Here is a 26,299-nt window from a genome sequence, read left to right as displayed (position 1 = left end):
CAGCCCCAGCGCGAGCAATCAGTCGTCGATCGCCTGGTACAGCGTGGTCCAGAAGTCATGCAGGAGGTGGATCGAGTTGGGCGCGGACGCACCGACCTGGGTGAGCAGGATTCCGGTGAGCTGGTTCGTCGGGTCGGCGTACGTCGAGGTGCCGCTGCCGCCGTCCCAGCCGAACTGTCCGACGGGCGCGTAGTCACCGCGGTACGTACGCACCGCCATCCCGAAGCCCCAGCCGCCGTGCTGCCCCTGGCCGAACGAGATGTGGACGTTGTCGCGAGCCAGCGCAGTCCGGGCAGCGGTCTGCTCCGGCGTGAGGCGGTTTGTGGTCATCAGCTCGACCGCCGCGCGGGACAGGATCCGTTCGCCCCTGTGCAGACCGCCGTTCAGAAGCATCTGGAAGTAGGCCTGGTAGTCGTCAGCGGTGGACACGAGCCCACCACCGCCGCCCGGGAACGCCGGAGGCTGGCTCCACCGTCCGCCCTTGGCCTCGTCCCACACCAGGAACTCGCCGGTCTGCGGGTCCGGTGCGTAGAGGTCCGGCAGCCGGTCGATCTTGTCCTCGGGCACGTGGAAGCCGGTGTCCTTCATCCCCAGCGGCTCGAAGATGCGCTCCCGCAGGAACGCCTCGAACGACTGGCCGCTGACCCTGGCGACGAGTACGCCGACCAGGTCGCTGCTGATCTGGTACTGCCACTGCTCGCCGGGCTGGTGCATCAGCGGAAGCGTGCCCAGGCGGCGCATCCACTCGTCCGGCTCGGGCATCGGCTCCGGCAGGTTCGGGGTAAGTCCCTGCTCGAACACCGCGCCCATGATCGGAGTGCCGATCACGGTCATGTCCATGCCGAGCCCGAACGTCGAGGTCAGCACGTCCCGCACGGTGATCGGCCGCCGCGCCGGCTCGGTGTCGTCCAGCGGACCGTCGATCCGCTTCAGCACCTGCCGGTTGGCGAGCTCCGGCAGCCACTGCTCGACCGAGTCGTCCAGCCGCAGCTTGCACTCGTCCAGCAGCACCATCGCCGCCGCGATCGAGAGCGGCTTGGACGTCGAGGCCATCCGGAAGATCGTGTCCCGGCGCATGTCCGCGCTGCCGTCGTGCCGCATCGTCCCGATCGCCTCGACGTGCGTCTCGCCGCCCCGGCTGACCAGCGCGACGAGCCCGGGGATCTTCCCGGAGTCGACATGCCGCTGCAGTACGTCGTGCAGTCTGCGCACCCCGGTTGCGGAGAAGCCGGTGCCGCCAGTTCCCATCGTGATATCTCCCTCGTGCCGTGTATTCGCGCTCATGGCACCAACCATCGCCCTCCCCACTGACACGAAGCCGCCACCGCCCTGACACGCCGCCGGCCGACTGGGTGCACCGGTCTGGGGAGCATCACGCACCAGAAACGACCAGTCAGACTCCCCAAGACAACCCCGATCCATCAGGCAGCCGCGGCGTGGGGGAGATCTACTTGGATTCGCGCCATTCGCGTTCGAAGGGGAGGCGCCAGGCTCGGGGGGCTATGAGTTGGTGGATGGCGTTGGGGCCCCAGGTGCCGGGTTGGTAGGGCTTGACCGGGGGCGGGTCCTCCAGCAGCAACGCTGAGCGGTCCCAGAGGGACTCGATGCCCTCGGCGGTGGTGAAGAGGGTGTGGTCGCCACGCATCGCGTCGAGGATCAGGCGCTCGTACGCCTCCAGTACGTCGCCCGCGCTCTCGGTCTCCTGGGTCGAGAACTGCATGGACAGCTTCTCCAGCCGCATCCCGGGGCCGGGGCGTTTGCCGTAGAAGGACAGTGAGACGCGGGACGAGTCGGCCAGGTCGAAGGTCAGGTGGTCGGGGCCCTGGGAGCCGACCCCGGAGCCGGCCGGGAACATCGTCTTCGGGGCTTCCTTGAAGGCGATCGAGATGATCCGCATGCCTTCGGCCAGCCGCTTGCCGGTGCGCAGGTAGAACGGGACGCCGGCCCAGCGCCAGTTGTCGATGCCGACCTTCAGCGCGATGAACGTCTCGGTGTCGGAGTCCGGCGCGACCCCTTCCTCGCCGCGGTAGCCGCTGTACTGGCCGCGGACCACCTCGGCCGGGTTGATCGGCAGCATGGACCGGAAGACCTTGTTCTTCTCCTCCGAGATCGCCCGCGGCTCCAGCGCGGTCGGCGGCTCCATCGCGACGAACGACATCACCTGCATGAGGTGGGTGACGACCATGTCCTTGAACGCGCCGGTCGGCTCGTAGAAGGTGGCGCGCTGGTCCAGGCCGAGGGACTCGGGGATGTCGATCTGCACGTGGTCGATGAAGTTGCGGTTCCAGATCGGCTCGAACAGGCCGTTGGCGAACCGGAAGGCGAGGATGTTGAGCGCCGCCTCCTTGCCGAGGAAGTGGTCGATCCGGAAGATCTGCGACTCGTCGAACGTCTCGTGCACGAAGTTGTTCAGCTGGATCGCGGTGGCCAGGTCGTCGCCGAACGGCTTCTCCATCACCACCCGAGCCCGGTCGACCAGGTCGGCGTCGCGCAGCATCGCGATCACCGCCTGCGCGGACTTCGGCGGCACGGACAGGTAGTGCAGCCGGCAGGTGTCCGGTCCGAGCTGTGCCTCGGCCGCCTTCACCGCGGCCGAGAGCCCGTCCGGCCCGGCCGTCGCCGGCACGTACTCGAGCCGGTCGGTGAACTGCGCCAGTTCCTCGCTGCTCATCCGGTGCGTCCCGAACCGCTCCACCGCCTCCCGGGCCTTGTCCCGGAACTCGTCGGAGCTGAGCTGCTCGGTCGCCATGCCGATGATGCGTACGTCGGGAGCGAACTTGGACTGCTGCAGGTAGGCCAGCCCCGGCAGCAGCTTGCGCTTGGCCAGGTCGCCGGTGGCCCCGAACAGCACGATCACATGCGGCGCGAGCGGCTCCGGATCCCGTCGGGACGGACGCGATCCGGGCGCGGGATAGGCGATGGTCTGGATGCGATCGGGCATACCCGAAGTGTAGGCACCCGGCGGTCAGCCGATCATGTTCGTCGCCATCATCCGCGGCGCGTCCCCGCAGTTCGGCGCGGCCGAGTGGAAGGTGTCGCAATGCATGAAGTACACGTCACCCGCCTGGCCGGTCAGCTCGACCACCCGCAGCGGTACGCCGTCCACCTCGGATCCGTCGGCCATATAACGCCGTACCCGGTCGTTGCCGTCGGCATCGTCGCCCACCCACAGCTCCCGCAACCACGGGTCGACACCGCCGAGCACCTTCCGCACCCGCTTCGGATGCGGGCCGTCCTCGGCGGGATCGGCGTACCGGGTCACCAGGTGGTGTGATCCGGTCAGTACGAGCGTTGCCCCGCCACGCGGCCGGATGTCGTTCAGCAGCACGAACATCTGGACCGAGCGGGCCCTGCTGCCGGTGTCATACGGGACGAAGTCGTTGTGCCAGACGTCGTACGGAATGTTCCACTCCGCCTGCTCCCGGCTCGGGAACGTGACCAGCAGCACGCCCCACCTCGACGGCTCGGTCCAGGCGCCGAGCAGCCCGTCCAGGGTCGCCCGGACCGCCGCGCTGCCGATCCGCTCGAACTCGGTCCCGCGGGCGACCTTGCGGAGCCCGGACAGCCGCTGCTCGATCAGCCAGGTCGCCGGATCGGCTCGCTCCATCCCGTGCTCCGCGCGCACGTGGTCCCAGACCCGGTCGCACATCGCGGCCGCGTCACCCGCCGGGATCGCCCCGGGCACCCGCAGCAGACCGGTGCGGTCGAACTCGTCGCGCTGAGCCGCAGTCACCATGCAGTCACCATGCTCACCACTCTGACCGCGTACGGCGACCGGCCGCGACCGAATTACTCAGCTGGGCGCGGACTGCCACAGCCCAAGGACGTTCCCCTCACAGTCCTGGAAGTAGGCGGCGAAGCCCATCTCGCCGACCGCGAACTTGGCGGCGACCGTCTTGCCGCCGTGCTGCTCGATCGACTCCAGCGCGGCATCGGCGTCGTCGACCTCGACGGTGAGCACCGGGAGCGTGGCCGGCGCTCCGGCGCGCTCGAACATGCCGCCGTTGATGTACCCGGGCTCCTGCGGGTACCCCTCCTCGGTCACCGGTCCGGTCGACACGCTGGTGTACTGCAGCTCCGGCATCACGTTGACCTGCCAGCCGAACACCTCGGCGTAGAACGCCCGCGCCCGGTCCCCGTCGTCGTACGGAACCTCGAAATGCACTACTCGTCCGGTCATCGCAAGTCCTCCCCTTCGACACCGGCGATCCGTCAGCTTCGACGCTAGTCCGGTCCGGATGGAAAGCGAACAGAAACCGGGCGGAAAGCGCCGACCGGTTCACTGCGGAGTGTTCGGCGAACCTCGGCGGTACGACGTACTCGAGGGCGCCGGCGTTTTACCGTGGGGGTGTCTGTTTCCGCCGGAGCCGTTCGTCGGTGGGGTGACACCGTCTGGAGGAGGACCGTGAAGTACTTGCTGATGATCTGCGGTGACGAGACGGCCGAGGCGCACGCCAACGAGGGGTGCGGCGGCTGGTCGGAGGAGATGGAGCAGCGCGGCGTGGTCGAGGGCGGTGCCGGGCTGCGGCCGCCGACCGAGGCGACCACGGTGCGGGTGCGCAACGACGAGCTGCTGCTCACCGACGGCCCGTTCGCGGAGACCAAGGAGCAGATCGGCGGGTTCGTGCTGATCAACTGCGCCGACCTGGACGAGGCGATCGAGATCGCGGCCAAGCACCCGTTCGCGACCTACGGGACGATCGAGATCCGGCCGGTGCTGGAGCCGCCGCCGGGGATCGGGTGACCTTCGAGGAGGTCTACCGGCAGGAGTGGGGCCAGGTGGTCGCCACCCTGATCCGTGTGACCGGTGACTGGGAGCTTTCCGAGGAGTGCGCCCAGGAGGCGTTCGCGGCCGCCCTGGAGCGGTGGCCGCGGGACGGCGTACCGGACAAGCCGGGTGCCTGGCTGACCACCACGGCACGCAACCGTGCGATCGACTGGCTGCGCCGGGAGGCGGTCGGCGCTGCGAAGCTGAAGGAGGTGGCTGCGGTGGAGTACGAGCCCGACGAGCCGTACGACGTACCGGACGACCGGCTGCGGTTGATGTTCACCTGCTGCCACCCGGCGCTGGCGATGGAGGCACGCGTCGCCCTGACGCTGCGGACGCTGGCCGGTCTGAGTACGGCGGACATCGCACGCGCGTTCCTGGTCCCGGAGACGACCATGTCGAAGCGGCTGACCAGGGCGAAGCAGAAGATCCAGCACGCCGGCATCCCGTACCGCGTCCCGCCCGCACACCTGCTGCCCGAGCGGACGCCCGCCGTACTGGCGGTGCTGTACCTGCTGTTCAACGAGGGGTACTCCGACGTCGTCCGTAGCAACCTGACCAGTGAGGCGATCCGACTGGCCAGACTGCTGGTCCAGCTCATGCCGGACGAGCCAGAGGCCGCTGGCCTGCTCGCACTGATGCTGCTGCATGACGCTCGGCGTGACACGCGGCTGACCGCGGACGGTGTACTGGTGACGCTGGAGGACCAGGACCGCACCCAGTGGGACCACACAGCCATCACCGAGGGTGTCGACCTCCTGGACGCAGCCCTCCGCCGACGCAGCCCCGGTCCGTACCAAGTGCAGGCCGCCATCGCCGCTTGTCACGCCACCGCGCGTACCGCCGCCGACACGGACTGGCCGCAGATCGCCGCCCTCTACGGCCAGCTCAAGCAGACCCCAGTGGTCGCCCTCAACCGCGCAGTAGCCATCGGCATGGCCGACGGCCCCGCAGTAGGCCTGAAACTCGTCGACGACCTAGCAGCCGGCCCTCTAGCCGGCTACCACCTCCTCCCAGCCACCCGCGCTGACTTCCTCCGCCGCCTAGGCCGCTCCACCGAGGCCGCAACCTCTTACCGCGAGGCCCTGACCCTCGCCACCACGGACGCCGAACGCAAGTACCTCCAACGTCGGCTGGATGAGGTGTCTGTCTGAGCGCAGGCCGTTCGTCGGTGGGGTATGACGGATATCAGGACGATGGTGGCGGGGGAGCGGGCCGAGCTTGCTGACCTGCTGGACGGGTTGCAGGACCAGGACTGGGACAAGGCGAGCCTGTGCGAGGGGTGGCGGGTGCGTGAGGTGGTTGCGCACGTCACGATGCCCTTCCGGATGTCCTTGCCGCGGTTTCTGGTCGGGATGGTCCGGGCGGGTGGGAACTTCAACAAGTTCTCGGATCGCCAGGCGCGGCAGGGTGCGGTCGAGTTCTCGGCCGGCGAGCTGACGGAGTGCCTGCGGCAGAACGTGAACCACCCGTGGAAACCGCCGGGCGGTGGGTACGAGGGCGCGCTCTCGCACGACGTTATCCACGGGCTTGACATCACCGTTGCCTTAGGCATGGACCGGTGTGTTCCCGCGGATCGCCTGCGCCGGGTCCTAGACGGCGTGAAGCCCCGTCAGGTCAAGTACTTCGGCGTGGACCTGACCGGGATCCAGCTGTCTGCGACCGACCTCGACTGGACGTACGGCACCGGGGAGGCCTTGTCCGGCAATGCCCAAGACCTCCTCCTCGTGCTCTGCGGTCGCACGCTGCCTCCACACCATCTGACCGGCAGCCCCGCGGCCCGCTTCACCACCACGCAGTCAGCGCGGTAGGTCCTGCCAGAAGCCGCACTGGTGGTTGGTCGCGTACGCCGTGGGCGCGATGCCGGCTGTGGACAGGCCCAGCACGGTGCCGGAGCCGTTGAAGGCCGGCCACTGTGGACGTCCGCGGCCGTTCGGGTTGCCCGCGTGGGCGAACGCGGACCAGTAGGCGATCATCGTGTCCGACAGGCGTTCCTGGGCCGGGGTGAGTGGCGGGAACGGGTTCTGGGGCATGTCAACGGCCCACAGGTACGGCAGGTCTGAGCTGTGGTACGCACCGAGCGGGTAGCCGTCCGGCAGGACCCGACCGCTGTCCTCGGCGAACTCGTAGGCGTAGACCGGCTGGTGCTTGGCGGCCGCCTGGGCAGTGCGCAGTACCGGACACGCACCGATGAAGCCACCCCAGTCACTCAGCACAGTCGCCAACGCCAACACCGGAGTCGTAGTCACCGGGTACTTCGCGAGTACGGCGTCGGCCCGGTCACCGAACGTTTCCACCAGCATCGCCTCGTACTGCGCCGCGGTCAGCGACGACTGACGCGAGAGGAACCCACGCATCTCGTGAGCGGTCCCACCGATCAGTAGCGGTACCCGGGCAGCCGTGCCGTCGCGTACTGCGTCTCCCGGTTGTCGCGGCAGTACCGCCGTACCGGCAGTCGGGCCCCAAGGGCGGTCGCCGCTGCGGCCGTGTGGCGTCAGGGGAATGCTGGAGAGCGCTTCAAGCACCTTGCCGGCCGGGCGCTCGCGCAGGCAGGCTGCAATCTTGGGTGCTGTGGTGCAGCCGAGTTCCTCGGTTGCACGGGCGCCGAAGGCTCGTGCCTCGGCCAGTGTCGGCACTCTGTTCTCACACGCGCCGCTCTGCACGGTCGCGCGGTCGAAGAGGCCGCGGGCGAGCGGTGAGGCGAGCAAGGCGCACACCGAGCGCGCTCCCGCGGACTGACCGGCCAGTGTGACGTTGCCGGGGTCTCCACCGAAGCTGGCGGCGTTGCGCCGTACCCAGCGCAGTGCAGCGGCCTGGTCCATCAGACCGTAGTTGCCCTCACCGAGGGCGGGCGACGAGAGGTAGCCGAGTGCCCCGAGCCGATAGTTGACCATGACAACCATCAGTCGGCCATCGGTAGCGAGCGCTGTGCTGTCGTACTCCTTGGCCGCTCCGGTGACGAACCCGCCGCCCGGCAACCACACCAGCACCGGCAGCCGCTCACCCGGCCGCACACCACGGGGCACTCGGACGTCGAGGTAGAGGCAGTCCTCCGATCCGACTGCCCCCAGTTGCTGCGCACACGGCGTGCTCGGCGCCGTCGCATCGCGCACACCCGACCACGGCTTCACCCGAGCAGGTGGACGCCATCGTTTCTCGCCGACCGGGGGAGCGGCGTACGGCACACCCGTGTAGCTCACGTGGTCCGCAGCAACCGTCCCCCGCAGCCAGCCGGCGTCCACCTTCACCGTGCCAGAGGTTGGCGGACCTAGTAGGGAAGCAATCAAAGCCAGAACAACACCGGGAATCGTCATGACGAGAGTCTTCTGATTCCGAGCCGCCACGGCGTCCGCGCACCCGCCCGACTTCCCCTACCTCACCTGGCGCAGCAGACGCCCTCCCACCTACGCCCGACGGCGTATCACAGCACCCGGGGGAGCCTTGCGGCCCTCAGCCCAGTGGTACGGGAACCAAACAGCGGACAGCAACCACCGCCAAGGGGGGTCCGGGGGGCGAAGCCCCTCCGGGCGGGGTGTGGGGGCCGCGCCCCCACAAAACACATCGGACGATCCCCGCCGGCGCACTCCGCCGGCAAAGACCGCCCAGATCGTCCGCGCGCCCCCGGCAGGATTCGAACCTGCGCACCCGCCTCCGGAGGGCGGTGCTCTATCCCCTGAGCTACGGGGGCTCAGGAACGGTCAGAACAGTATCAGGAGATTCCGGGATTTCCCGAATCGGGTGCCGGTGCGTCGGGTGGGTACCGGAGCCGGGGGCCGGGGGGACCCTGACGGGACCCTGGAAGCGCGGTACTGCGGGATCACGTCCGCTCAGGTCGGCGTCATAGTGGTTGTAAGCCCATCAGTGAAAGGAATTCGGTACCCATGGCTAGCTCTTTGGTCCGCCCGTCCCACGGTCGCATGATCGGCGGTGTCTGTGCCGGACTGGCTCGCCGGTTCGGTATGTCGGCGAACACAATGCGGCTCATCTTCGTCGTCAGCTGCCTGCTGCCCGGCCCGCAGATCCTCATCTACATCGCGCTCTGGATCCTGATGCCGTCGGAGCGCTGAGTCGGCGGTTCGCCGACTCAGTACCCGATGACAACCTGCTCCCCTTGGCGTCCTCCCACCGCCTGAAGGCAGGGGATTCCAACCCTTGCGGGTTGAGGTTCGCGGTTCACAGCCGTGCCTTACTGCGCAAGAAGGCTCCCCGCGCTGCCACGGCCCACCCGGCCGCGGTTGTTATCGTCCTGCAACTGCCGGTCACTTGGCTATCGCAACCAGTGAAGATGGTACCCGACCGATCCGACGGAACCTGAGAGGGCGAGTGGCGTATTCTCCCCGCCGTGAACGGGACTTCTACGCCGTCAAACGGATGAGAGCAGGCAGGTGGCGCCGGGCGGGTGCGACGGCAGCCGCTCTGCTCCTCGTCAGCAGTGTGGCCGGCGGCTGCCAGGTTGGTCCCGCGCCGCCCGGTCCGGCCGAGCTCCGGACCGGGGCGCCGCCGTGGGACGCCCCCCGCGACGCGGTCTCGTACATCGACAAGGCGGGGTTCGAACGTCTCCCGCTCGACTTCTCCGGCCCGTCGCCGTACACCTTGACTCTGTCGGTGACCGTCGACGGCGCCCCGGTGCAGGTCCCGGCCGGGATCGGCGTCGACCGCGTCCGCGCCGAGCAGGCCGCCGTACACACGCACACCACGGACGGCCTCGTGTACGTCGAGGCCAAGACCACCACCGAGCGCCCGACCCTCGCCCAGTTCTTCACCCTCTGGGGAGTCAAGTACGACGCCAAGTGCCTGGGCGACGCGTGTGGCTCACTCACAGTCACCGTGGACGGCCAGCCGGCTCCCTGGGATACGCCGCTGACTCCCAAGGCGCAGGTCTCGGTGACTGCCCGCGGCTGACGGCGTACCGGGCTGTGGATGGTGAGTCAAGGGTTTGGGCGTGGGGCCATTAGGCTGAGGCGGTGACTCCGGAACAGCTCGCTGAGAAGATCCTGCAGGCCCTGGCCGCGCTCGCCGACGACGGCGCCATCACCGTCGAGGGCGGGCTGCCGCGCGAGCTGAAGGTCGAGCGACCCAAGAACCCCGAGCACGGGGACTACGCCACCAACGTCGCCATGCAGCTGGGCAAGCGCGCCGGGCTGAACCCGCGCCAGTTCGCCGAGCTGCTGGCCGCCAAGCTGCGGGACGACGACGCGATCACCGCGGTCGAGATCGCCGGTCCGGGCTTCATCAACCTCCGCGTCGCGGCCGATGCCCAGGGCAAGATCGCGCAGGCGATCCTCGACGCCGGGTCGGCATACGGCCACACCGACAGCCTGCACGGCCAGACGGTGAACCTGGAGTTCATCTCCGCCAACCCGACCGGCCCGCTGCACCTGGGCCACACCCGCTGGGCCGCGGTCGGCGACGCGCTGGCCCGGGTGCTGGCCGCGGCCGGCGCGAAGGTGACCCGCGAGTTCTACATCAACGACCGCGGCGCCCAGATGGACAAGTTCGGCGCCAGCCTGCAGGCGGCTGCGCACAGTCAGCCGATCCCCGAGGACGGCTACCACGGCGAGTACATCGGCGACCTGGCCAAGCAGATCGTCGCCGAGGTCCCCGGCATCACCGAGCTGCCGGAGGCGGAGCAGACGGTCGCCTTCCGCGAGGCCGGGTACGAGCGCCAGCTCAAGGAGCAGCAGTCCCAGCTCGAGCACTTCCGGACCAACTTCGACGTCTGGTTCTCCGAGCGCAGCCTGCACGAGCAGGACGGCGTCGGCCACGCGATCGACAAGCTGCGTGAGCAGGGTCACCTGTACGACGCCGACGACGCGCTGTGGATGCGGACGACGGACTTCACCGACGACAAGGACCGGGTGCTGATCCGGTCGAACGGCGAGCCGACGTACTTCGCCTCGGACGCGGCGTACTACGTGAACAAGCGCGAGCGTGGTTTCGACGTCTGCATCTACATGCTCGGCGCCGACCACCACGGGTACGTGAACCGGCTGAAGGCGATCGCCGCCTGCGCCGGCGACGACCCGGAGCACAACATCGAGATCCTGATCGGCCAGCTGGTGAAGATCCTCAAGGGCGGCGAGGAGATGCGGCTGTCCAAGCGGGCCGGCACCATCGTCACGCTGGCCGAGCTGGTCGAGGAGGGCGGCGTCGACCCGCTGCGCTACACGCTCTGCCGCTACCCGGTGGACTCCCCGCTGACCCTGGACATCGAGGAGATGACCCGCCAGGTCAGCGAGAACCCGGTCTACTACGTGCAGTACGCGCACGCCCGGCTGGCCTCGATCCTGCGGAACGCCGACGAGCTCGGCATCAAGCTGGACGAGTTCGACCCGGGTCTGCTCAGCCACGAGCGCGAGGGCGACCTGCTGCGCGCGCTGGCCGAGTTCCCGCGCGTCGTCGCCACCGCCGCCGAGCTGCGCGAGCCACACCGGATCGCTCGCTACCTGGAGGACACGGCGTCGGCGTTCCACAAGTTCTACGACAGTTGCCGCGTGCTGCCGCGCGGCGACGAGGAGGTGGAGCCGGTGCACAAGGCTCGCCTGACCCTGGTCTCCGCGACCAGGACCGTGCTCGCCAACGGGCTGGACCTGCTCGGCGTCTCCGCACCGGAGCGGATGTGAGGGCGCACGAGGCGGGCGCGCTGCACGCCGACATCGGTCACCGTGGCCCGTCCTGGCTGCGTGCGCCCCGCGACGTCAACGACCTGGTCCCGCAGCTGTGGTCGTCCACGGCGAAGAAGACCGGCGAGGGCTCGCTGGTCGTCGGCGGGGTCGACGTCCGTGACCTGGTCGCCGAGCACGGCAGCCCGTCGTACGTGCTGGACGAGGACGACTTCCGCGCCCGCGCCCGCGCGTTCAAGCACGCCTTCAAGGACTTCGACGTCTACTACGCCGGCAAGGCGTTCCTGTGTACGACGGTCGTCCGCTGGGTGATGGAGGAAGGCCTCAACCTCGACGTCTGCAGCGGCGGAGAACTCGCGGTCGCGCTCCGGGCGGGCGCCGACCCGGCCAGGCTGGGTTTCCACGGCAACAACAAGTCCGAGTCCGAGCTGGCCCGGGCGCTGGACGCCGGCGTCGGCCGGATCATCGTCGACTCGCTGTACGAGATCGACCGGCTGATCGAGCTGGCCCGGGAGCGCAACACGACTGCTCCGGTGATGGTCCGGGTCACCGCCGGAGTCGAGGCGCACACCCACGAGTACATCGCGACCGCGCACGAGGACCAGAAGTTCGGCTTCTCGATCACCTCCGGCGCGGCCTTCGAAGCCGTTGCCCGAGTCAACGAAGCGGCCGAGCTGGAGCTGCTCGGCCTGCACTCGCACATCGGGTCCCAGATCTTCGACTCGTCCGGGTTCGAGGTGGCCGCCAAGCGTGTGATCGCCTTGCACGCAAGGGTTTCCGAGGAGCTCGGCGTGGACATGCCGGAGCTCGACCTGGGTGGTGGCTTCGGTATCGCCTACACCACGCAGGACGACCCGTCCGACCCCGCGCAGCTGGCCACCGAGATGGGCAAGATCGTCGAGCACGAGTGCCGGGCGTTCCAGGTCGACGTGCCGAAGGTGTCGATCGAGCCCGGTCGCGCGATCGTCGGCCCGGCCGTCTGCACCGTCTACACGGTCGGCACGGTCAAGGAGGTCGAGCTCGACGCCGGCGCGTCCCGCACGTACGTGTCGGTCGACGGCGGGATGAGCGACAACATCCGCGCCGCGCTGTACGACGCCGACTACTCCTGCACGCTCGCGAACCGCTACTCCGACACCGAGCCCACGCTGGCCCGGGTCGTCGGCAAGCACTGCGAGGCCGGTGACATCGTGGTGAAGGACGAGTTCGTCCCGTCGGACGTGCGCCCCGGCGACCTCATCGCCGTACCAGGGACCGGTGCGTACTGCCGGTCGATGGCGAGCAACTACAACCACGTGCCGCGGCCACCGGTGATCGCGGTCAAGGACGGTCACACGCGAGTCGTCGTACGGCGCGAGACCGAAGACGACCTGCTACTGCTCGACATGGGGGCGGCGGAGTGAACGACAAACCCTTGAAGGTAGGCCTGCTCGGTTGTGGCGTGGTCGGCACCGAGGTGGTGCGGATCCTGACCGAGCAGGGTGACCATCTCGCCGCCCGCGTCGGCGGCCGGCTGGAGATCGCGGGGATCGCGGTCCGGCGACCAGGCCGCGCGCGCGACATCGCGGTCGACCCGTCGCTGATCACGACCGACGCGCACGCGCTGGTGTCGCGCGGCGACCTGGACCTGGTGATCGAGGTGATCGGCGGCCTGGAGCCGGCCCGCGGCCTGATCCTGTCCGCCCTCGAGCACGGCGCGTCCGTGGTGACGGCGAACAAGGCGCTGCTGGCCGAGGACGGCCCGACGCTGTTCGCCGCCGCGGAGAAGTACCAGCGCGACCTGTACTTCGAAGCCGCCGTGGCCGGCGCGATCCCGATCCTGCGGCCGCTGCGCGAGTCGCTGGCCGGTGACGACGTGACCCGGGTGATGGGCATCGTCAACGGCACCACGAACTACATCCTCGACAAGATGGACAGCACCGGCGCCGGTTTCGACGAGGCGCTGGAGGAGGCCCAAGCGCTCGGGTACGCCGAGGCCGACCCGACCGCGGACATCGAGGGGTTCGACGCGGCCGCGAAGGCGGCTTTGCTGGCCAGTTTGGCCTTCCACACCAGGGTTTCCATCGCCGACGTGCACCGCGAGGGCATCACCGAGGTGTCCGCCACCGACATCGCCTCGGCCCGCGAGATGGGCTGCGTGGTGAAGTCGCTGGCGATCTGCGAGCTCGACGAGACGACCGACTCGGTCAGCGCCCGGGTGTACCCGGCGATGATCCCGGCCACTCATCCGTTGGCCAGTGTTCGCGACGCGTACAACGCCGTGTTCGTGGAATCCAAAGCGGCCGGCCAGCTGATGTTCTATGGTCGTGGTGCCGGCGGCGCCCCGACGGCCAGCGCTGTCCTCGGGGATCTCGTGTCCGCCGCGCGCAACCGGCTCAAGGGAGTGCCGGGGGTCGGCGAGTCGTCGTACACCCAGCGAGCCGTGCGGCCGATGGGCGACGCGGTGACCCGCTACCACGTGTCGCTGGACGTGGCCGACAAGGCCGGTGTGCTGGCGGCGGTGGCCCATGCCTTCGCCGAACACGACGTGTCCATCCAGACCGTCCGGCAAGAGGGCCGGGGCAGTGACGCGCAGCTGGTGGTGGTCACCCACACCGCGACCGACGCCGCGTTGTCCGCGACCGTGGAGGCCCTGCGTGACATGGACATCGTTCGGGAAGTCAGCAGTGTGATGCGGGTAGAAGGCGAGTAGCGAATGGCGCACCAGTGGCAAGGCGTGATCGAGGAGTACAGGGACCGGCTGCCGGTGTCGGCGGACACTCCCGTGGTCACGCTCGGCGAGGGCGGGACGCCGCTGGTGGCCGCGCAGTGGCTCAGCGAGCAGACCAACTGCGAGGTCTGGCTCAAGGTCGAGGGCAACAACCCGACCGGCTCGTTCAAGGACCGCGGCATGACGGTCGCGATCTCGCTGGCCGCCCAGGCCGGTGACAAGGCCGTCGTCTGCGCGTCGACCGGCAACACCTCGGCCTCGGCAGCCGCGTACGCCGTCCGCGCCGGTCTGATCCCGCTGGTGCTGATCCCGGCGGGCCGGATCGCCAAGGGCAAGCTGGCCCAGGCCATCGTGCACGGCGCCCAGTTGGTGTCCATCGACGGCGGGTTCGACGACTGCCTGCGGATCGTCCGCGAGCTCGGCAAGAACTACCCGGTCGCGCTGGTGAACTCGGTGAACCCGGTCCGGCTGGAAGGCCAGAAGACAGCCGCGTTCGAGGTCTGCGACCTGCTCGGCGACGCGCCCGACCTGCACCTGCTGCCGGTCGGCAACGCCGGCAACATCGCGGCCTACTGGAAGGGCTACCAGGAGTACGCGAAGGACAAGCTCGCCTCGAAAACCCCGCGCATGTGGGGATTCCAGGCCGAGGGCGCGGCGCCGATCGTCCGGAAGGCGATCGTCGAGAAGCCGGAGACCGCGGCGACCGCGATCCGGGTCGGCAACCCGGCCTCCTGGACGCTGGCCGAGGCCGCCCGGGACGAGTCCGGCGGCCGGATCGAGATGGTCACCGACGAGCAGATCCTGACCGCGCAGCGTGAGCTCGCCGCCCACGAAGGCGTGTTCGTCGAGCCCGCGTCGGCGGCCGGCGTCGCCGGGCTGCTGCACGCGAAGGCGCAAGGCTGGCTGGACGGCGGCTCGACCGTCGTGATCACCGTCACCGGGCACGGCTTGAAGGACATCGACACCGCGCTCGACCACGCGAAGGTGAAGGAGTCGCCGGTCACCCCGGCCGACACCGACGCCGTCGCCCGCGTCGCCGGCCTGAGCTGACGGGCCGGCGGTGGAGAGCGCAGTGGAGGCCGCAAGCGACCGCCGGCCCTGCGACCAGGTGCGGGTCCGGGTCCCGGCGACGAGCGCGAACCTCGGCCCCGGTTTCGACGCGTTCGGCTTGGCGCTGACCCTGTACGACGACCTGATCGTCACCCCGGGGGGATCCGGGGTCACGGTCGAGGTGACCGGATCGGGCGAGGGCGAGGTGCCGCTGGACGAGTCGCACCTGGTGGTCCAGGCGATCCGTCGCGGTCTCGACGCGCTGGGCGCCTCGGTGCCCGGGTTCACGCTGCGGTGCGAGAACCGGATTCCGCACGGCCGCGGGCTCGGCTCGTCGTCGGCGGCGATCGTCGGCGGTCTCGCGGCGGCGTACGGGCTGGTCGGTGCACCGCTGGATCGAGAGCGTCTCGTCGTACTGGCGAACGAGATCGAAGGGCATCCGGACAACGTGGCCGCGGCCGCGCTCGGTGGGTTCACAATCGCTTGGACAGAAGGCGCTGTGCACGAAGGGGATGGAGGCCGCGCGGTCCGGCTGCAGACCGTCGACGGTCTGGCGGCGGTGGCTTATGTACCTGACAACCGGGTGCTGACCAAGGAGGCGCGCGGGCTGCTGCCAGGCGTTGTTTCCCACAGTGATGCGGCGGCCAATGCGGGGAAGGCTGCTTTGCTCGTCGCGGCGGTGACCGGGCGGCCGGAGTTGCTGCTGACGGCGACCGAGGACCGGCTGCACCAGGAGTACCGCGAGCCCGCGATGCCGGAGAGCCTGGCGCTGGTGCACAAGCTGCGGGGGAGCGGGCTGCCGGCGATCGTGAGCGGCGCCGGGCCGACCGTCGTCGTACTGGGCCGCCCTGATGGAACCTCTGCCTCGACGGGCAAACCCGCAGGTCAGGGCTTCTTCCGGGGTGCGCCGCCGGCGCCGGACGGCTGGACGCGGTACGACCTGGGGATCGATCCAGTCGGTGTACAGGTCTGGTCGATGGAAGCGGGCTAGTCCGCTGAGCGGTGCGGGAATGAGTCGGGACTGACACGCGTTGTACCCCTCGAGTCAGCAGAAAGACCCGTAGTGGTGCTAGTCTCGACTCACCCGATCCCCTCCAGGTGATCGGTGAACTCTCGTCACGATCCGGGCTGTGCTCCCGGCACCCTGTGTTGTGTGGCGACCCTCCTGTGGATTTGAACTTGCGCCGCCTGCGCCGGAGCTGTCCTGGGGGACTCAGATCGAACGAGAGCCTCTTGTACCCACGTGACCGCCGCAGTCGGAACAGCTGACACCGCATAGGGCGTGGGTGATGAAACGGTCGATTGGCTTCCATGTCATCGACGATCCGTGTGGGAAGGACCTCACGTGACAGAAACTGTTGAAGCCTCCAGCGGAGCCGGCACCTCGTCGGCCCCGGGATCCGACGCTGCGGCCACCACCGCGACGCGTCGCCGGAAGGCCGGAGGCGGCCTCGAGGGCATGCTGCTCCCCGAGCTCAAGCAGCTCGCCGGGACGCTCGGCATCAAGGGCACCGGCGCACTGCGCAAGGGCCAGCTGATCGAGGCGATCAAGGCCGCCCAGGCGGGTGGCTCGACGGGCGGATCGCGCCCGAAGACGAGCCAGCCGACCCTGGACGAGGGTGCCGACGAGGCGCCCGCGGCCAAGGCCCCGGCCAAGCGGGAGGGCGGCAGCCGCCGGACCCGCGCCGCGGCCAAGGACACCGCGCAGAACGGCGTGGCCGAGAAGGACACCGCTGCTGCGCCGGTCGCCGATGCACCGGCTGCCAGTGCACCGGCTGCCAGTGCGCCGGTGGTCGCCGCCGAGGCGCCGGCCGCCGCGGTCGCCACGCAGAACGGCACCGCCGTCGCCGAGCCGAAGGCCGAGCAGGCCCCGGAGAACCGCGCCGAGAACCGCGCCGAGAACCGGGCGGAGAGCCGGGCGGACAACCGTGGCGACGACCGCGGTGAGGACCGGGACGACCGCGGTGACCGCGACAACCGGAACCGCAACCGGGACAGCCGCGGTGACCGTGGCGAGCAGAACCGGGACAACCGGGGTGACCGCGGCGAGCAGAACCGCGACCGCAACCGGGACAACCGCGGCGACCAGAACCGGGACGGCAACCGCGGCGACCAGAGCCGTGGCGACAACCGGGCCGACAACCGTGCCGACAACCGGGGCGACCAGCGGAACCGGCAGGACCAGAGCGACCGCGGCGAGGAAGGCGAGGGCCGTCGCCGGCGCCGCCGGGGCCGCGACCGGGACCGTAACCGCGACGGCAACCAGACCGGCGGCCGCGACAGCGGTCGTGACGGTGGCCGCAACCGCGGCCGCGGCGAGCGGTTCGACCCGGAGCCGACGATCAGCGAGGACGACGTCCTCGTGCCGGCGGCCGGCATCCTCGACGTGCTCGACAACTACGCCTTCGTCCGGACCAGCGGCTATCTACCGGGCCCGAACGACGTGTACGTCGCCCTGTCGATGGTGAAGCGCTACGGCCTGCGCAAGGGCGACGCGATCACCGGTGCGGTGAAGCAGCCGCAGGAGGGTGAGCGCAAGGAGAAGTTCAACCCGCTGGTCCGGATCGACACCGTGAACGGGTCGGACCCGGAGATCGCCAAGCAGCGGCAGGACTTCAACAAGCTGACCCCGCTGTACGCGACCGAGCGGCTCCGGCTGGAGACCGAGCCCGGCGTGCTCACCACCCGGATCGTCGACATCGTCAGCCCGATCGGCAAGGGCCAGCGCGGCCTGATCGTCTCGCCGCCGAAGGCCGGCAAGACGATGGTGCTGCAGGCGCTGGCGAACGCGATCACCACGAACAACCCCGAAGTGCACCTGATGGTCGTGCTGGTGGACGAGCGGCCCGAAGAGGTCACCGACATGCAGCGCACCGTGAAGGGCGAGGTCATCGCCTCGACCTTCGACCGCCCGGCCGACGACCACACCACCGTCGCGGAGCTGGCGATCGAGCGGGCCAAGCGCCTGGTCGAGCTCGGCCACGACGTCGTCGTGCTGCTCGACTCGATCACCCGGCTCGGCCGCGCGTACAACATCGCGGCGCCGGCCAGCGGCCGGATCCTGTCCGGTGGTGTCGACTCCTCGGCGCTGTACCCGCCGAAGCGGTTCTTCGGCGCGGCCCGCAACATCGAGGACGGCGGCTCGCTGACCATCCTGGCCACCGCGCTGATCGAGACCGGTTCCAAGATGGACGAGGTCATCTTCGAGGAGTTCAAGGGCACCGGCAACATGGAGCTGCGGCTGCGCCGCGAGTTCGCCGACCGGCGCATCTTCCCGGCCATCGACGTGGTCGCCTCCGGTACCCGCCGCGAGGAGCTGCTGATGAGCAAGGACGAGACGCAGGTCGTCTGGAAGCTCCGCCGGGTGCTGTCGGCGCTCGACGGGCAGGCGGCGCTGGAGCTGCTGATCGGCAAGCTCAAGGAGAGCAAGTCGAACATCGAGTTCTTGCTCCAGGTGAACAAGACCACACCGTCCGCAGGCGGCGCCCGCAGCACCGACGACGGCAACTGACCGGGTCAGGGGGTGCGGGCGGTCGCCGTACCCCCTCGATTCGGTGAAAACCGGTCGCGGATGGCAAAATAGTTGGTCGGTTCCGGTTCACGCTCGCGCCCGCGGGCGACCCGGGGCACCTGAACCTAGGAGATCCCTTGAAGAGCGACATCCACCCGACGTACGTCGACACCACGGTGACCTGCACCTGTGGCGCCACGTTCACCACGCGCTCGACCGCGGAGAACGGCGTGATCCACGCCGACGTGTGCTCGCAGTGCCACCCCTTCTACACCGGCAAGCAGAAGATCCTCGACACCGGTGGTCGGGTCGCCCGCTTCGAGAAGCGGTACGCCAAGAAGTAGCTTTCTCACCGCGCGCCGGTTCCGCATGTGTGCGGGACCGGCGCGCGGTTTGTGTATGTCCAGGGGACCCGAAGGGAGGAGTGCGCGATGTTCGAGGCGGTCCAGACGCTGAAGGCGGAGTACGCCGAGCTGGAAAGGCAGATGTCCGATCCGGAGCTGCACTCCGACCAGGCCAACGCGCGCCGCGTCGGCAAGCGGTACGCCGCGCTGGCGCCGGTCGTCCGCACGTACGACGAGTGGCTGCAGACGGGCGACGACATCGAGGCGGCGCGGGAGCTCGCGGCCGAGGACCCGGCGTTCGCCGAGGAGGCCACGAAGCTGGCGGCCCGCCGTGAGGAGCTGGCGGACAAGCTGCAGATGCTGCTGGTCCCGCGCGACCCGAGTGACGACAAGGACGCGATCCTCGAGATCAAGGCGGGCGAGGGCGGTGACGAGTCCGCGCTGTTCGCTGGCGACCTGCTGAAGATGTACCTGAAGTACGCCGAGTCGCAGAACTGGAAGACCGAGGTGCTCGACTCGGCCGAGTCCGACCTGGGCGGGTACAAGTCGATCACCGTCGCGGTGAAGGCGAAAGGCACGCCGGAGCCGGGTGAGGCGCCGTACGCGAAGCTGAAGTTCGAAGGCGGTGTGCACCGGGTCCAGCGCGTCCCGGTGACCGAGTCGCAGGGCCGGATCCACACGAGTGCGGCCGGTGTGCTGGTGCTCCCGGAGGCCGAGGACGTCGACGTCGAGATCGACCCGAACGACCTGCGCATCGACGTGTTCCGGTCGTCCGGACCGGGCGGGCAGAGCGTGAACACGACCGACTCCGCGGTCCGGATCACCCACCTGCCGACCGGCATCGTGGTGTCGATGCAGAACGAGAAGTCCCAGCTGCAGAACCGCGAGCAGGCCATGCGCGTGCTGCGGGCCCGGCTGCTCGCGGCCGCGCAGGAGGCCGCCGACCAGGAGGCGTCGGACGCCCGCCGGTCGCAGATCCGGACCGTCGACCGGTCCGAGCGGGTCCGCACCTACAACTTCCCGGAGAACCGGTTCTCCGACCACCGCGTCGGCTACAAGGCGCACAACCTGGACCAGGTCCTCGGCGGTGAGTTGGCGCCGGTGATCCAGGCCCTCACCGACGCCGACCTGGCCGCCCGCCTCGAGGCTGTCGACTCGAAGTGAGCGTGAAGGCCCTGGTCGCCGAGGCGGCGGCTCGGTTGCGGGAGGCGGGTGTCGCTTCACCCGACTTCGACGCCGCCGAGTTGCTCGCCTTCGTCACCGGGTCCAGCCGCCTCAACCTCGCGGAGCCGACCGACGCTCAGCGACAGACGTACGACGAGTTGATCGCCCGCCGGACCGCCCGTGAGCCACTCCAGCACCTGACCGGAACGGCGGCCTTTCGCTACCGGGAACTCGCCGTCGGGCCCGGTGTCTTCGTGCCGCGTCCGGAGACCGAGGTGATGGTCGGCTGGATCCTCGACAAGCTGGCCGGCGTCGAGTCGCCGCTGGTCGTCGATCTGTGCACCGGTTCCGGCGCGATCGCCGGCGCGGTGGCGACCGAGCGGCCGGACAGCGTCGTACATGCTGTCGAGCTGTCCGCGGAGGCGTGTGTCTGGGCGCGGCGCAATCTGGCCGGGACGGGTGCTGTCCTGCATGAGGGTGACATCGACGGCTGCCTGCCCGAGTACGACGGCCAGGTCGACGCGGTGATCTCCAATCCGCCGTACATCCCTTTGACTGCTTGGGAATCGGTGACCGCGGAGGTCCGCGATCACGACCCGGCGCTGGCGTTGTGGTCCGGTGACGACGGCCTCGACGAGATCAAGGTCGTCGCGGCCACCGCCGGGCGGCTGCTGAAGCCCGGCGGCTGGTTCGCCTGCGAGCACGCGGACGTCCAGGGCGAGTCGGCCCCGGCTGTGTTCGCCGCGACCGGCTTGTTCACCGAGGTCCGCGACCAGTTGGACCTCGCCGGGCGCCACCGCTTCGCGACGGGCCGCCGGATTTAGGCCTCGCCAGATCCTGCTCACGGATCATCCCGATCGCCCGCTCCTGAGACGGCCGTGCAGTGACCTGGCACCCGACCGGATAGTGGTCGGCGCCCGCCAACCGCACGACCTCGACGTCGCCCACGGCCAGGCTCGGGGACGTGAAGATCCGGTCGATCGACCGCCCGTCGGGTGTGGTCGCGGGCAGCGGATCGCTGAAGCCGTCGACCAAGCCGAGTTGCTCGGTGAAGAAGTCGCGCGGGTTCTGCATGTTGAGGTCACCGGCGACGATCAGCCGCCGCACACCGCGCGCCTCCAGCTCGCGGGCCAGGTGCGCGGTCATCTCCTTGCCGTAGCTTCGGGCCGGCTCCTCGCTGTAGGTGTACTCGACCCCGTCGACGCTGCGCGCCATGTGGACGGGGCAGACCTGGCCGGCGGCGATGTCGACGGTGCCTTGCTCGCCAAGATCGAGCCGGGCGACCACGAACCCCTTCGCATGCCAGTCGAGTGGCTCACCGGTCCGCCAGTGCAGCATCTCGAACGGCGGATCCGGCAGGTCGATCCGCCCGAGATCCGTGATCGGGTACGACGACGCGATCCCGACACCGATCCGGTCCACGCCGGGGATGTGTGAGTTGGAGAAGCGTTCGCTCAGTGGGGGATGCACGGCCCGGCCGGGCATGGCCGCTGCCGCGAGTCGCTCGAGCTGGTCGCTGTCGCAGTCGAGCTCGGTCACGAGCAGTACGTCGGGCTGCAGCTCGGCCAGCGCGGTCCCGAACACGTGGGTCTGGTCGGCGTCGACGTACCGGTTGTTGTCATCGACCAGCCGGCCACCGGCGACGTTGGCGAAGGCGATCCGCATCCCCTATTCGTACACGACGAGCTCCGGGCGCGGCTTCAACGCCAGCACCTGCGCCGGTGTCATCACCGGGCCGTGCCGGGCGTCCTCGACCCGGAACAGCTTGAAGCCCGCGTGCACCCCAGCCGGTAGCCGCTGGGTGAGCTTGACCCACGTTTTCAGCTTGTCCTCGCGGGCCCCGATCCCGTCCACCGACTTGATCGTCACCACACCCGGATGTTCCTTCAGCGCCGGCTCACCGGTCACGATCCGCGGCGACAGCTGGTGGAAGACGAACACCTTCTCCGGCAGCTTGTGCGTCCGGACCAGCCCCGAGAGGTACGACGCGATGCCGTCGAGCTCAGCGCCCGTTGTCCGGCCGAAGACGCGGCCGGGCACCTGGTTCGGCCCGACCGCCCACTCCGGGTCGAAGGCCAGTCCGACGTCCGGCTCCTTCAGCCAGCGTTCGAGCCGCTTCACCTCGGGCAGGATCTTGGCCCGGCCGGGCTGGACGTCGAGCAGCAGCAGCATCCGGTGCTTGCGGGCGACCGTCAGATACTCCTGGATCGTCTCGTCGGTCATCCGGCCGCGGTACATCCCGTCCTTGCCGGGCGACGCCTTCGCGACCACCGTGATCAGCTCCATCACCGGCAGCGGCGTGCGGCCGGCGGCGTACGCGCGTGACAGCTTCTCCAGCCGAGCCGCTTTCGTGTCGAGGTCCTTGTCGAGCGGGCCGAGCGCGGGAGATCCGGGCATGCCGACGTACCCGACGAGCTGGTGTTTCGGGAAGATCGCGCGCCCACCGCGCGGTAGGTCACCGTGGGCCGGTGGAGGCGGCAGTGGAGTGCTCGTAGATGGACTGGCTGACGGCGTGGGACTGGCTGCACCCGGTGCTGCCGCCCCTGGCTCGTCGCTGCAGGCTGCCACGCCCAGCAACAACCCGAACACCGCCACTACCCCTGGAACGCTGCGCACCCCGCCTAGGGAACCACGCTCGCCGTCAGAACCCCAGTCAGGCCGATCGTGTGATCGCAGTACGGCGCTGTCGCAGCTCGGCGGCGTACAGCGGGGTCAGGTGTCCCAGACGTTGCAGGGCCTCGTCCAGCAAGGGTCCTGCCTGCTCGTACGAGCCAGCCGCTTCCGCGACCGAGGCAAGTCCTTCGAGCACTCGCGCGGCGGTGAGCGCTTGATGCTCCGCCTGCGAGTCCTGCAGGACCGCGTCGAACATCGCACGACTCTCGTCCGGTCTGCCGACGGCCAGCAGGCTGTAGCCCAGCTCGATGCGTGACTCGTCGATGGAGAATCGGGAGCGGACTTCCATGGCCACCTTCAGCGCCCGCTCATGCAGGTCCAGCGCCTCGTCCAGGCGGCCTAATGCACGGTGCGCGTTGCCGAGCTGGATCAGCGCGTCCGACTGGCTGTGCCGCATGCCGACCCGGTCGGCGATCTCCTGCCCCTGCCGGACCGTCTCTATGGCCTCGTCCGGATGACCGAGCGCATTGAGCACCTCGGCGGTCCCGTTGTGGATGTGCGGCTGCAGGGTCTGGTCGTCCTGCGCCCGTGCGATCGCCATCGCCAGCTTGTACGACTCCAGGGCCTGGCGGTAGTCGTGCCGGGCGGCCTCCTTGATCGCTCGCTCGGTCAGGGCGTGACCGGCGATCCGGTCGTCGCCGATCGACCGCGCCAGTTCCAGCGCGGTGGTCAGCGCCGCGGTCGACTCCGCCCCTGGGTCGATCATGCCGATAGTGTTGCCGAAGGCAATCAACACCTGGATGCGCAGCACCGGGTCGGCGTCGTCCGGCAACAGCTCGACGGCCGCGCGCAGGTACCCCAGGCTGACCTTCGGCCCGGACTGCACCTTGCTGAAGATCCCGAGCACGTGCAGCACGGTCGCCTGGGCCACCGGATCGCCCAGCCGGCGCGCAGCCTCGAGACCGAGCGCGAGCAGAGTCTCGCGCTCGTTGACCCGGCCGCGTTCGTGGAAGTACCGCGCGAAGCCGGCGGCGATCAGCCAGCTGTGCTCGTCCCAGCCGTCGGCTGCGGCCCGCTGTACGGCGGCGAGCACGTTGCCGGCCTCAACGTCGCCCCAGGCCAGTCCTTGCTGTGACGAGGCCAGCTCCGGTCCGGGGACGGGCTGTGCGAGGAGCGTCTCGGCATCCACTTCGTCCAGTACGGCGAGGGGGAGCCGAGTGCCGGCGTCGATCCCGGTGAGCTGGCGCCGGCTCGTCACGATCACGCCACAGCTGAGCGTGCCCGGCAACAGTGGCTCGACTACCTCGCTGCTCAGTGCGTCGTCCAGTACGACGAGCACGCGTCGACCCGCCACCTCCGACCGCCACTTCGCCGCCTGCTCGTCGGGGTCGCGGGGGATGCGGTCGGGGCGGACGCCCAGACTGCCGAGCAGATGATCCAACGCTGCCGCAACTGCTAGCGGCTGTCGGCCTGGTGTGTGTCCGTGGAGCGGTAGATAGAGCAGCCCGTCCGGATAGGCGTCGGCGAGCTCGCGGGCGGCGCGGACAGCCAGTGCGGTCTTGCCGGTGCCGCCCATGCCGTCGATGGCGACGACTGGCGGAGCGGACCGGACAGTGGGTGTCAGCGCCGCGACGACTGCCGCCAGCGCTCCTTCCCGGCCTACGAATGCAGCGTCTTGGTAGGGGAGTTCGTCTCGCGTCTGCTGGGGCTGCGGCTCGTTGCGGAGCACGCGCTGGTGGGTGGCTCGCAGCTCCGGGCCTGGTTCGACTCCGAGCTGTTCGACCAGGATGTCGCGCGTCCGGGCGTAGACAGTCAGCGCCTCGGCTTGGCGGCCGCCGGCGTACAGGGCGAGCATCAGCTGACCGGCAAGCCGTTCGTCCAGGGGACGGTCGGCCACTGCGGCCACCAGTTCGGCTACGACTGCGGTGTGGCGACCGCGCTCGAGGTCCAGGTCGATCCGGTCGCTCAGCACCTTGTAGCGGCGCTCGGTCAGCCGGACCCGCTGGGCCGCGAGGTACTGGCCGGGCAGGCCGCTGAGCGGCTCACCGCGGTACAGGCCGAGCGCCCGCGTGTAGGCGGCCGCCGCAGCATCGACGTCACCATCGGAGCGGGAGGCCTCAGCCTGCTCGGCGGCCGCCTCGAAGTCGTCGACGTCGACGGACCCAGTCGGGAGGCGCAGCTGGTAGCCGTCGCGAGTCCGCTCGAGCAGACCGTCCACTCCGAGTGCCTTACGGATCCGGTAGATGTACGGCGGCAACACCTTCAAGCCGCTCGCCGGTGGCCGGTCCGCCCAGACTGCGTCGAACAGCTCTTCCGCCGTACAGGTCCGGTTGGCTCGCAGTGCAAGGACCGCCAGCACAGCCTGTTGCCGGAGTGGCCAGGCCTCCACGACCTGTCCGTCCACCTCGACGCGGAGCGGCCCGAGCAGCTCGATCCGCAGCGATCCGGTCACACTGCGCAGTCTGGCGCGCAGACGGGGCCACCGGCAAACGGTTGTCTAGGTCGTCGCGGCGTACTCGTCGATCTCGGTGAGGAGGGCGTTCTTCACCGAGTCGTCGGCGAAGGACTCCCGGACCGCGGTCTTGGCGAGCTCGGCGACGCCGGTCTCGTCGAGGTCGAGCAGTTGCGCGGCGACGGCGTACTCGTTGGTGAGGTCGGTGCCGAACATCGGCGGGTCGTCGGAGTTGATCGTGACGACCAGGCCGGCCTCGACCATCGCGCGCAGCGGGTGGACGTCGTACGACGCGACCGCGCGGGTGGCGATGTTCGACGTCGGGCTGACCTCGAGCGGGATCCGGTGCTCGGCCAGGTAGTCGACCAGGGCCGGGTCCTGCATGGTCGACGTACCGTGGCCGATCCGCTCGGCCTTCAGCACCCGGACCGCGTCCCAGATCGTCTCCGGCCCGGTCGTCTCCCCGGCGTGCGGCACACTGCGCAGCCCTTCGGCGATGGCGGCCTCGAAGTGCGGCTGGAACTGCGGCCGCGGTACGCCGATCTCCGGACCGCCGAGACCGAACCCGACCAGCCCCTCGGGCCGGATCTTGGTCGCGATCCGCAGCGTCTCGTCGGCGGCCGGCAGCCCGGCCTCACCGGCGATGTCGAAGATCCAGCGCAGCGTGATGCCGAGTTCCTTCTCGGCCGCGATCCGGGCGTCCTCGATCGCCTCGCAGAACGCCTCGGCCGCGATCCCGCGGGCCACCGAGGTGTACGGCGTCACCGTCAGCTCGGCGTACCGCAGGTTCTGCGCGGTCATCTCGCGGGCGATCTCGTAGGTCAGCAGCCGGACGTCGTCGGGCGTCTTGATCAGGTCGACGACGGTCAGGTAGATCTCGATGAACTTCGCGAAGTCGTCGAACTCGAAGTACTCCGCCAGCGCGGCCGGGTCCGGCGGCACCGGCGACTCGGGGTGGCGGGCGGCGAGCTCGGCGACGATCCGCGGCGAGGCGGATCCGACGTGGTGGACATGCAGCTCGGCCTTCGGCAGGCCGGTCAGGAAATCCCGCGACACAGTCATGT

Annotated in this window: 23 protein-coding genes and 1 tRNA gene; 14 read left to right on the top strand and 10 right to left on the bottom strand. The window is 69.6% G+C overall.

What is annotated here, in order from left to right; all coding sequences use genetic code 11:
- Positions 1-18 precede the first annotated feature (18 nt).
- The 4 genes from ACIBL3_RS31630 to ACIBL3_RS31615 all read right to left on the bottom strand — a co-directional run bounded on the left by ACIBL3_RS31630 (position 19) and on the right by ACIBL3_RS31615 (position 4,180).
- On the bottom strand, positions 19-1,248 hold the full coding sequence (locus ACIBL3_RS31630; protein WP_396357410.1) for a serine hydrolase domain-containing protein: 1,230 nt from the start codon (positions 1,246-1,248) through the stop codon (positions 19-21).
- 199 nt (positions 1,249-1,447) lie between these two features.
- Complete coding sequence (gene zwf / locus ACIBL3_RS31625; protein ID WP_396357409.1) at positions 1,448-2,941, bottom strand: glucose-6-phosphate dehydrogenase; 1,494 nt, start codon at positions 2,939-2,941, stop codon at positions 1,448-1,450.
- A gap of 24 nt (positions 2,942-2,965) precedes the next feature.
- Positions 2,966-3,736, bottom strand: a complete 771-nt coding sequence (locus ACIBL3_RS31620; RefSeq protein WP_396357408.1) for a phytanoyl-CoA dioxygenase family protein — start codon at positions 3,734-3,736, stop codon at positions 2,966-2,968.
- A gap of 57 nt (positions 3,737-3,793) precedes the next feature.
- On the bottom strand, positions 3,794-4,180 hold the full coding sequence (locus ACIBL3_RS31615) for a VOC family protein (protein WP_396357406.1): 387 nt from the start codon (positions 4,178-4,180) through the stop codon (positions 3,794-3,796).
- 225 nt (positions 4,181-4,405) lie between these two features.
- On the opposite strand from ACIBL3_RS31615, the gene ACIBL3_RS31610 reads away from it, so the two are divergent.
- The 3 genes from ACIBL3_RS31610 to ACIBL3_RS31600 are packed head-to-tail and all read left to right on the top strand — an operon-like array spanning position 4,406 to position 6,579.
- Positions 4,406-4,744 (top strand): YciI family protein, encoded by a 339-nt coding sequence (locus ACIBL3_RS31610; RefSeq protein ID WP_396357405.1) that lies wholly within the window; start codon positions 4,406-4,408, stop codon positions 4,742-4,744.
- Positions 4,741-5,922 (top strand): RNA polymerase sigma factor, encoded by a 1,182-nt coding sequence (locus ACIBL3_RS31605; RefSeq protein WP_396357404.1) that lies wholly within the window; start codon positions 4,741-4,743, stop codon positions 5,920-5,922. Before ACIBL3_RS31610 ends, ACIBL3_RS31605 begins: the two co-directional genes overlap by 4 nt.
- 24 nt (positions 5,923-5,946) lie before the next feature.
- On the top strand, positions 5,947-6,579 hold the full coding sequence (locus tag ACIBL3_RS31600) for a maleylpyruvate isomerase family mycothiol-dependent enzyme (RefSeq protein ID WP_396357403.1): 633 nt from the start codon (positions 5,947-5,949) through the stop codon (positions 6,577-6,579).
- Here the strand turns inward: ACIBL3_RS31600 and ACIBL3_RS31595 are convergent.
- The gene (locus ACIBL3_RS31595; protein WP_396357402.1) at positions 6,568-8,016 is read right to left on the bottom strand and encodes a carboxylesterase/lipase family protein; all 1,449 of its coding nucleotides are present in this window, start codon (positions 8,014-8,016) and stop codon (positions 6,568-6,570) included. The two genes, ACIBL3_RS31600 and ACIBL3_RS31595, sit on opposite strands and share 12 nt — an antisense overlap.
- A 368-nt stretch (positions 8,017-8,384) precedes the next feature.
- Positions 8,385-8,456: transfer RNA gene (locus ACIBL3_RS31590), tRNA-Arg, on the bottom strand.
- 193 nt (positions 8,457-8,649) lie between these two features.
- Between ACIBL3_RS31590 and ACIBL3_RS31585 the strand changes: the two genes are divergently transcribed.
- The 11 genes from ACIBL3_RS31585 to prmC all read left to right on the top strand — a co-directional run bounded on the left by ACIBL3_RS31585 (position 8,650) and on the right by prmC (position 20,994).
- Complete coding sequence (locus tag ACIBL3_RS31585) at positions 8,650-8,835, top strand: PspC domain-containing protein (RefSeq protein ID WP_396357401.1); 186 nt, start codon at positions 8,650-8,652, stop codon at positions 8,833-8,835.
- 304 nt (positions 8,836-9,139) lie between these two features.
- Positions 9,140-9,670, top strand: a complete 531-nt coding sequence (locus ACIBL3_RS31580) for a hypothetical protein (RefSeq protein WP_396357400.1) — start codon at positions 9,140-9,142, stop codon at positions 9,668-9,670.
- 62 nt (positions 9,671-9,732) lie between these two features.
- Complete coding sequence (gene argS, locus ACIBL3_RS31575; RefSeq protein ID WP_396357399.1) at positions 9,733-11,391, top strand: arginine--tRNA ligase; 1,659 nt, start codon at positions 9,733-9,735, stop codon at positions 11,389-11,391.
- On the top strand, positions 11,388-12,794 hold the full coding sequence (gene lysA, locus ACIBL3_RS31570) for a diaminopimelate decarboxylase (protein ID WP_396357397.1): 1,407 nt from the start codon (positions 11,388-11,390) through the stop codon (positions 12,792-12,794). The genes argS and lysA overlap by 4 nt, the downstream gene beginning before the upstream one ends.
- On the top strand, positions 12,791-14,083 hold the full coding sequence (locus ACIBL3_RS31565; protein WP_396357396.1) for a homoserine dehydrogenase: 1,293 nt from the start codon (positions 12,791-12,793) through the stop codon (positions 14,081-14,083). The genes lysA and ACIBL3_RS31565 overlap by 4 nt, the downstream gene beginning before the upstream one ends.
- A gap of 3 nt (positions 14,084-14,086) precedes the next feature.
- Positions 14,087-15,151 carry a threonine synthase gene (gene thrC / locus ACIBL3_RS31560; RefSeq protein ID WP_396357395.1) on the top strand — a complete coding sequence of 355 codons (1,065 nt, stop codon included), beginning with the start codon at positions 14,087-14,089 and terminating at the stop codon, positions 15,149-15,151.
- A gap of 22 nt (positions 15,152-15,173) precedes the next feature.
- Positions 15,174-16,142, top strand: coding sequence for a homoserine kinase (gene thrB, locus ACIBL3_RS31555; RefSeq protein WP_396357394.1), 969 nt, complete (start codon positions 15,174-15,176; stop codon positions 16,140-16,142).
- 354 nt (positions 16,143-16,496) lie between these two features.
- Entirely contained in the window at positions 16,497-18,662 is a 2,166-nt protein-coding gene (gene rho / locus ACIBL3_RS31550) for a transcription termination factor Rho (protein ID WP_396357393.1), read from the top strand.
- A gap of 137 nt (positions 18,663-18,799) precedes the next feature.
- Positions 18,800-19,006, top strand: coding sequence for a 50S ribosomal protein L31 (gene rpmE / locus ACIBL3_RS31545; RefSeq protein WP_130387310.1), 207 nt, complete (start codon positions 18,800-18,802; stop codon positions 19,004-19,006).
- Positions 19,007-19,093: 87 nt separating this feature from the next.
- Entirely contained in the window at positions 19,094-20,170 is a 1,077-nt protein-coding gene (gene prfA / locus ACIBL3_RS31540) for a peptide chain release factor 1 (RefSeq protein WP_396357392.1), read from the top strand.
- Positions 20,167-20,994 carry a peptide chain release factor N(5)-glutamine methyltransferase gene (gene prmC / locus ACIBL3_RS31535; RefSeq protein WP_396357391.1) on the top strand — a complete coding sequence of 276 codons (828 nt, stop codon included), beginning with the start codon at positions 20,167-20,169 and terminating at the stop codon, positions 20,992-20,994. The genes prfA and prmC overlap by 4 nt, the downstream gene beginning before the upstream one ends.
- On the opposite strand, the gene ACIBL3_RS31530 is transcribed toward prmC, so the two are convergent.
- The 4 genes from ACIBL3_RS31530 to ACIBL3_RS31515 form a co-directional block, all read right to left on the bottom strand.
- On the bottom strand, positions 20,927-21,835 hold the full coding sequence (locus ACIBL3_RS31530) for an endonuclease/exonuclease/phosphatase family protein (RefSeq protein ID WP_396357390.1): 909 nt from the start codon (positions 21,833-21,835) through the stop codon (positions 20,927-20,929). The genes prmC and ACIBL3_RS31530 overlap by 68 nt on opposite strands.
- Before the next feature lie 3 nt (positions 21,836-21,838).
- A complete protein-coding gene (locus ACIBL3_RS31525) occupies positions 21,839-22,567 on the bottom strand; it encodes a hypothetical protein (RefSeq protein WP_396357389.1) in 729 nt (242 codons plus the stop codon).
- Positions 22,568-22,823: 256 nt separating this feature from the next.
- The gene (locus ACIBL3_RS31520) at positions 22,824-25,235 is read right to left on the bottom strand and encodes a BTAD domain-containing putative transcriptional regulator (RefSeq protein WP_396357387.1); all 2,412 of its coding nucleotides are present in this window, start codon (positions 25,233-25,235) and stop codon (positions 22,824-22,826) included.
- Between the two features lie 45 nt (positions 25,236-25,280).
- Complete coding sequence (locus ACIBL3_RS31515) at positions 25,281-26,297, bottom strand: adenosine deaminase (RefSeq protein ID WP_396357386.1); 1,017 nt, start codon at positions 26,295-26,297, stop codon at positions 25,281-25,283.
- Between the last annotated feature and the right edge of the window lie 2 nt (positions 26,298-26,299).

The sequence above is a fragment of the Kribbella sp. NPDC050124 genome, from assembly GCF_044460355.1.
GTDB lineage: Bacteria > Actinomycetota > Actinomycetes > Propionibacteriales > Kribbellaceae > Kribbella.
This window is presented reverse-complemented; position numbering and strand designations above follow the sequence as displayed.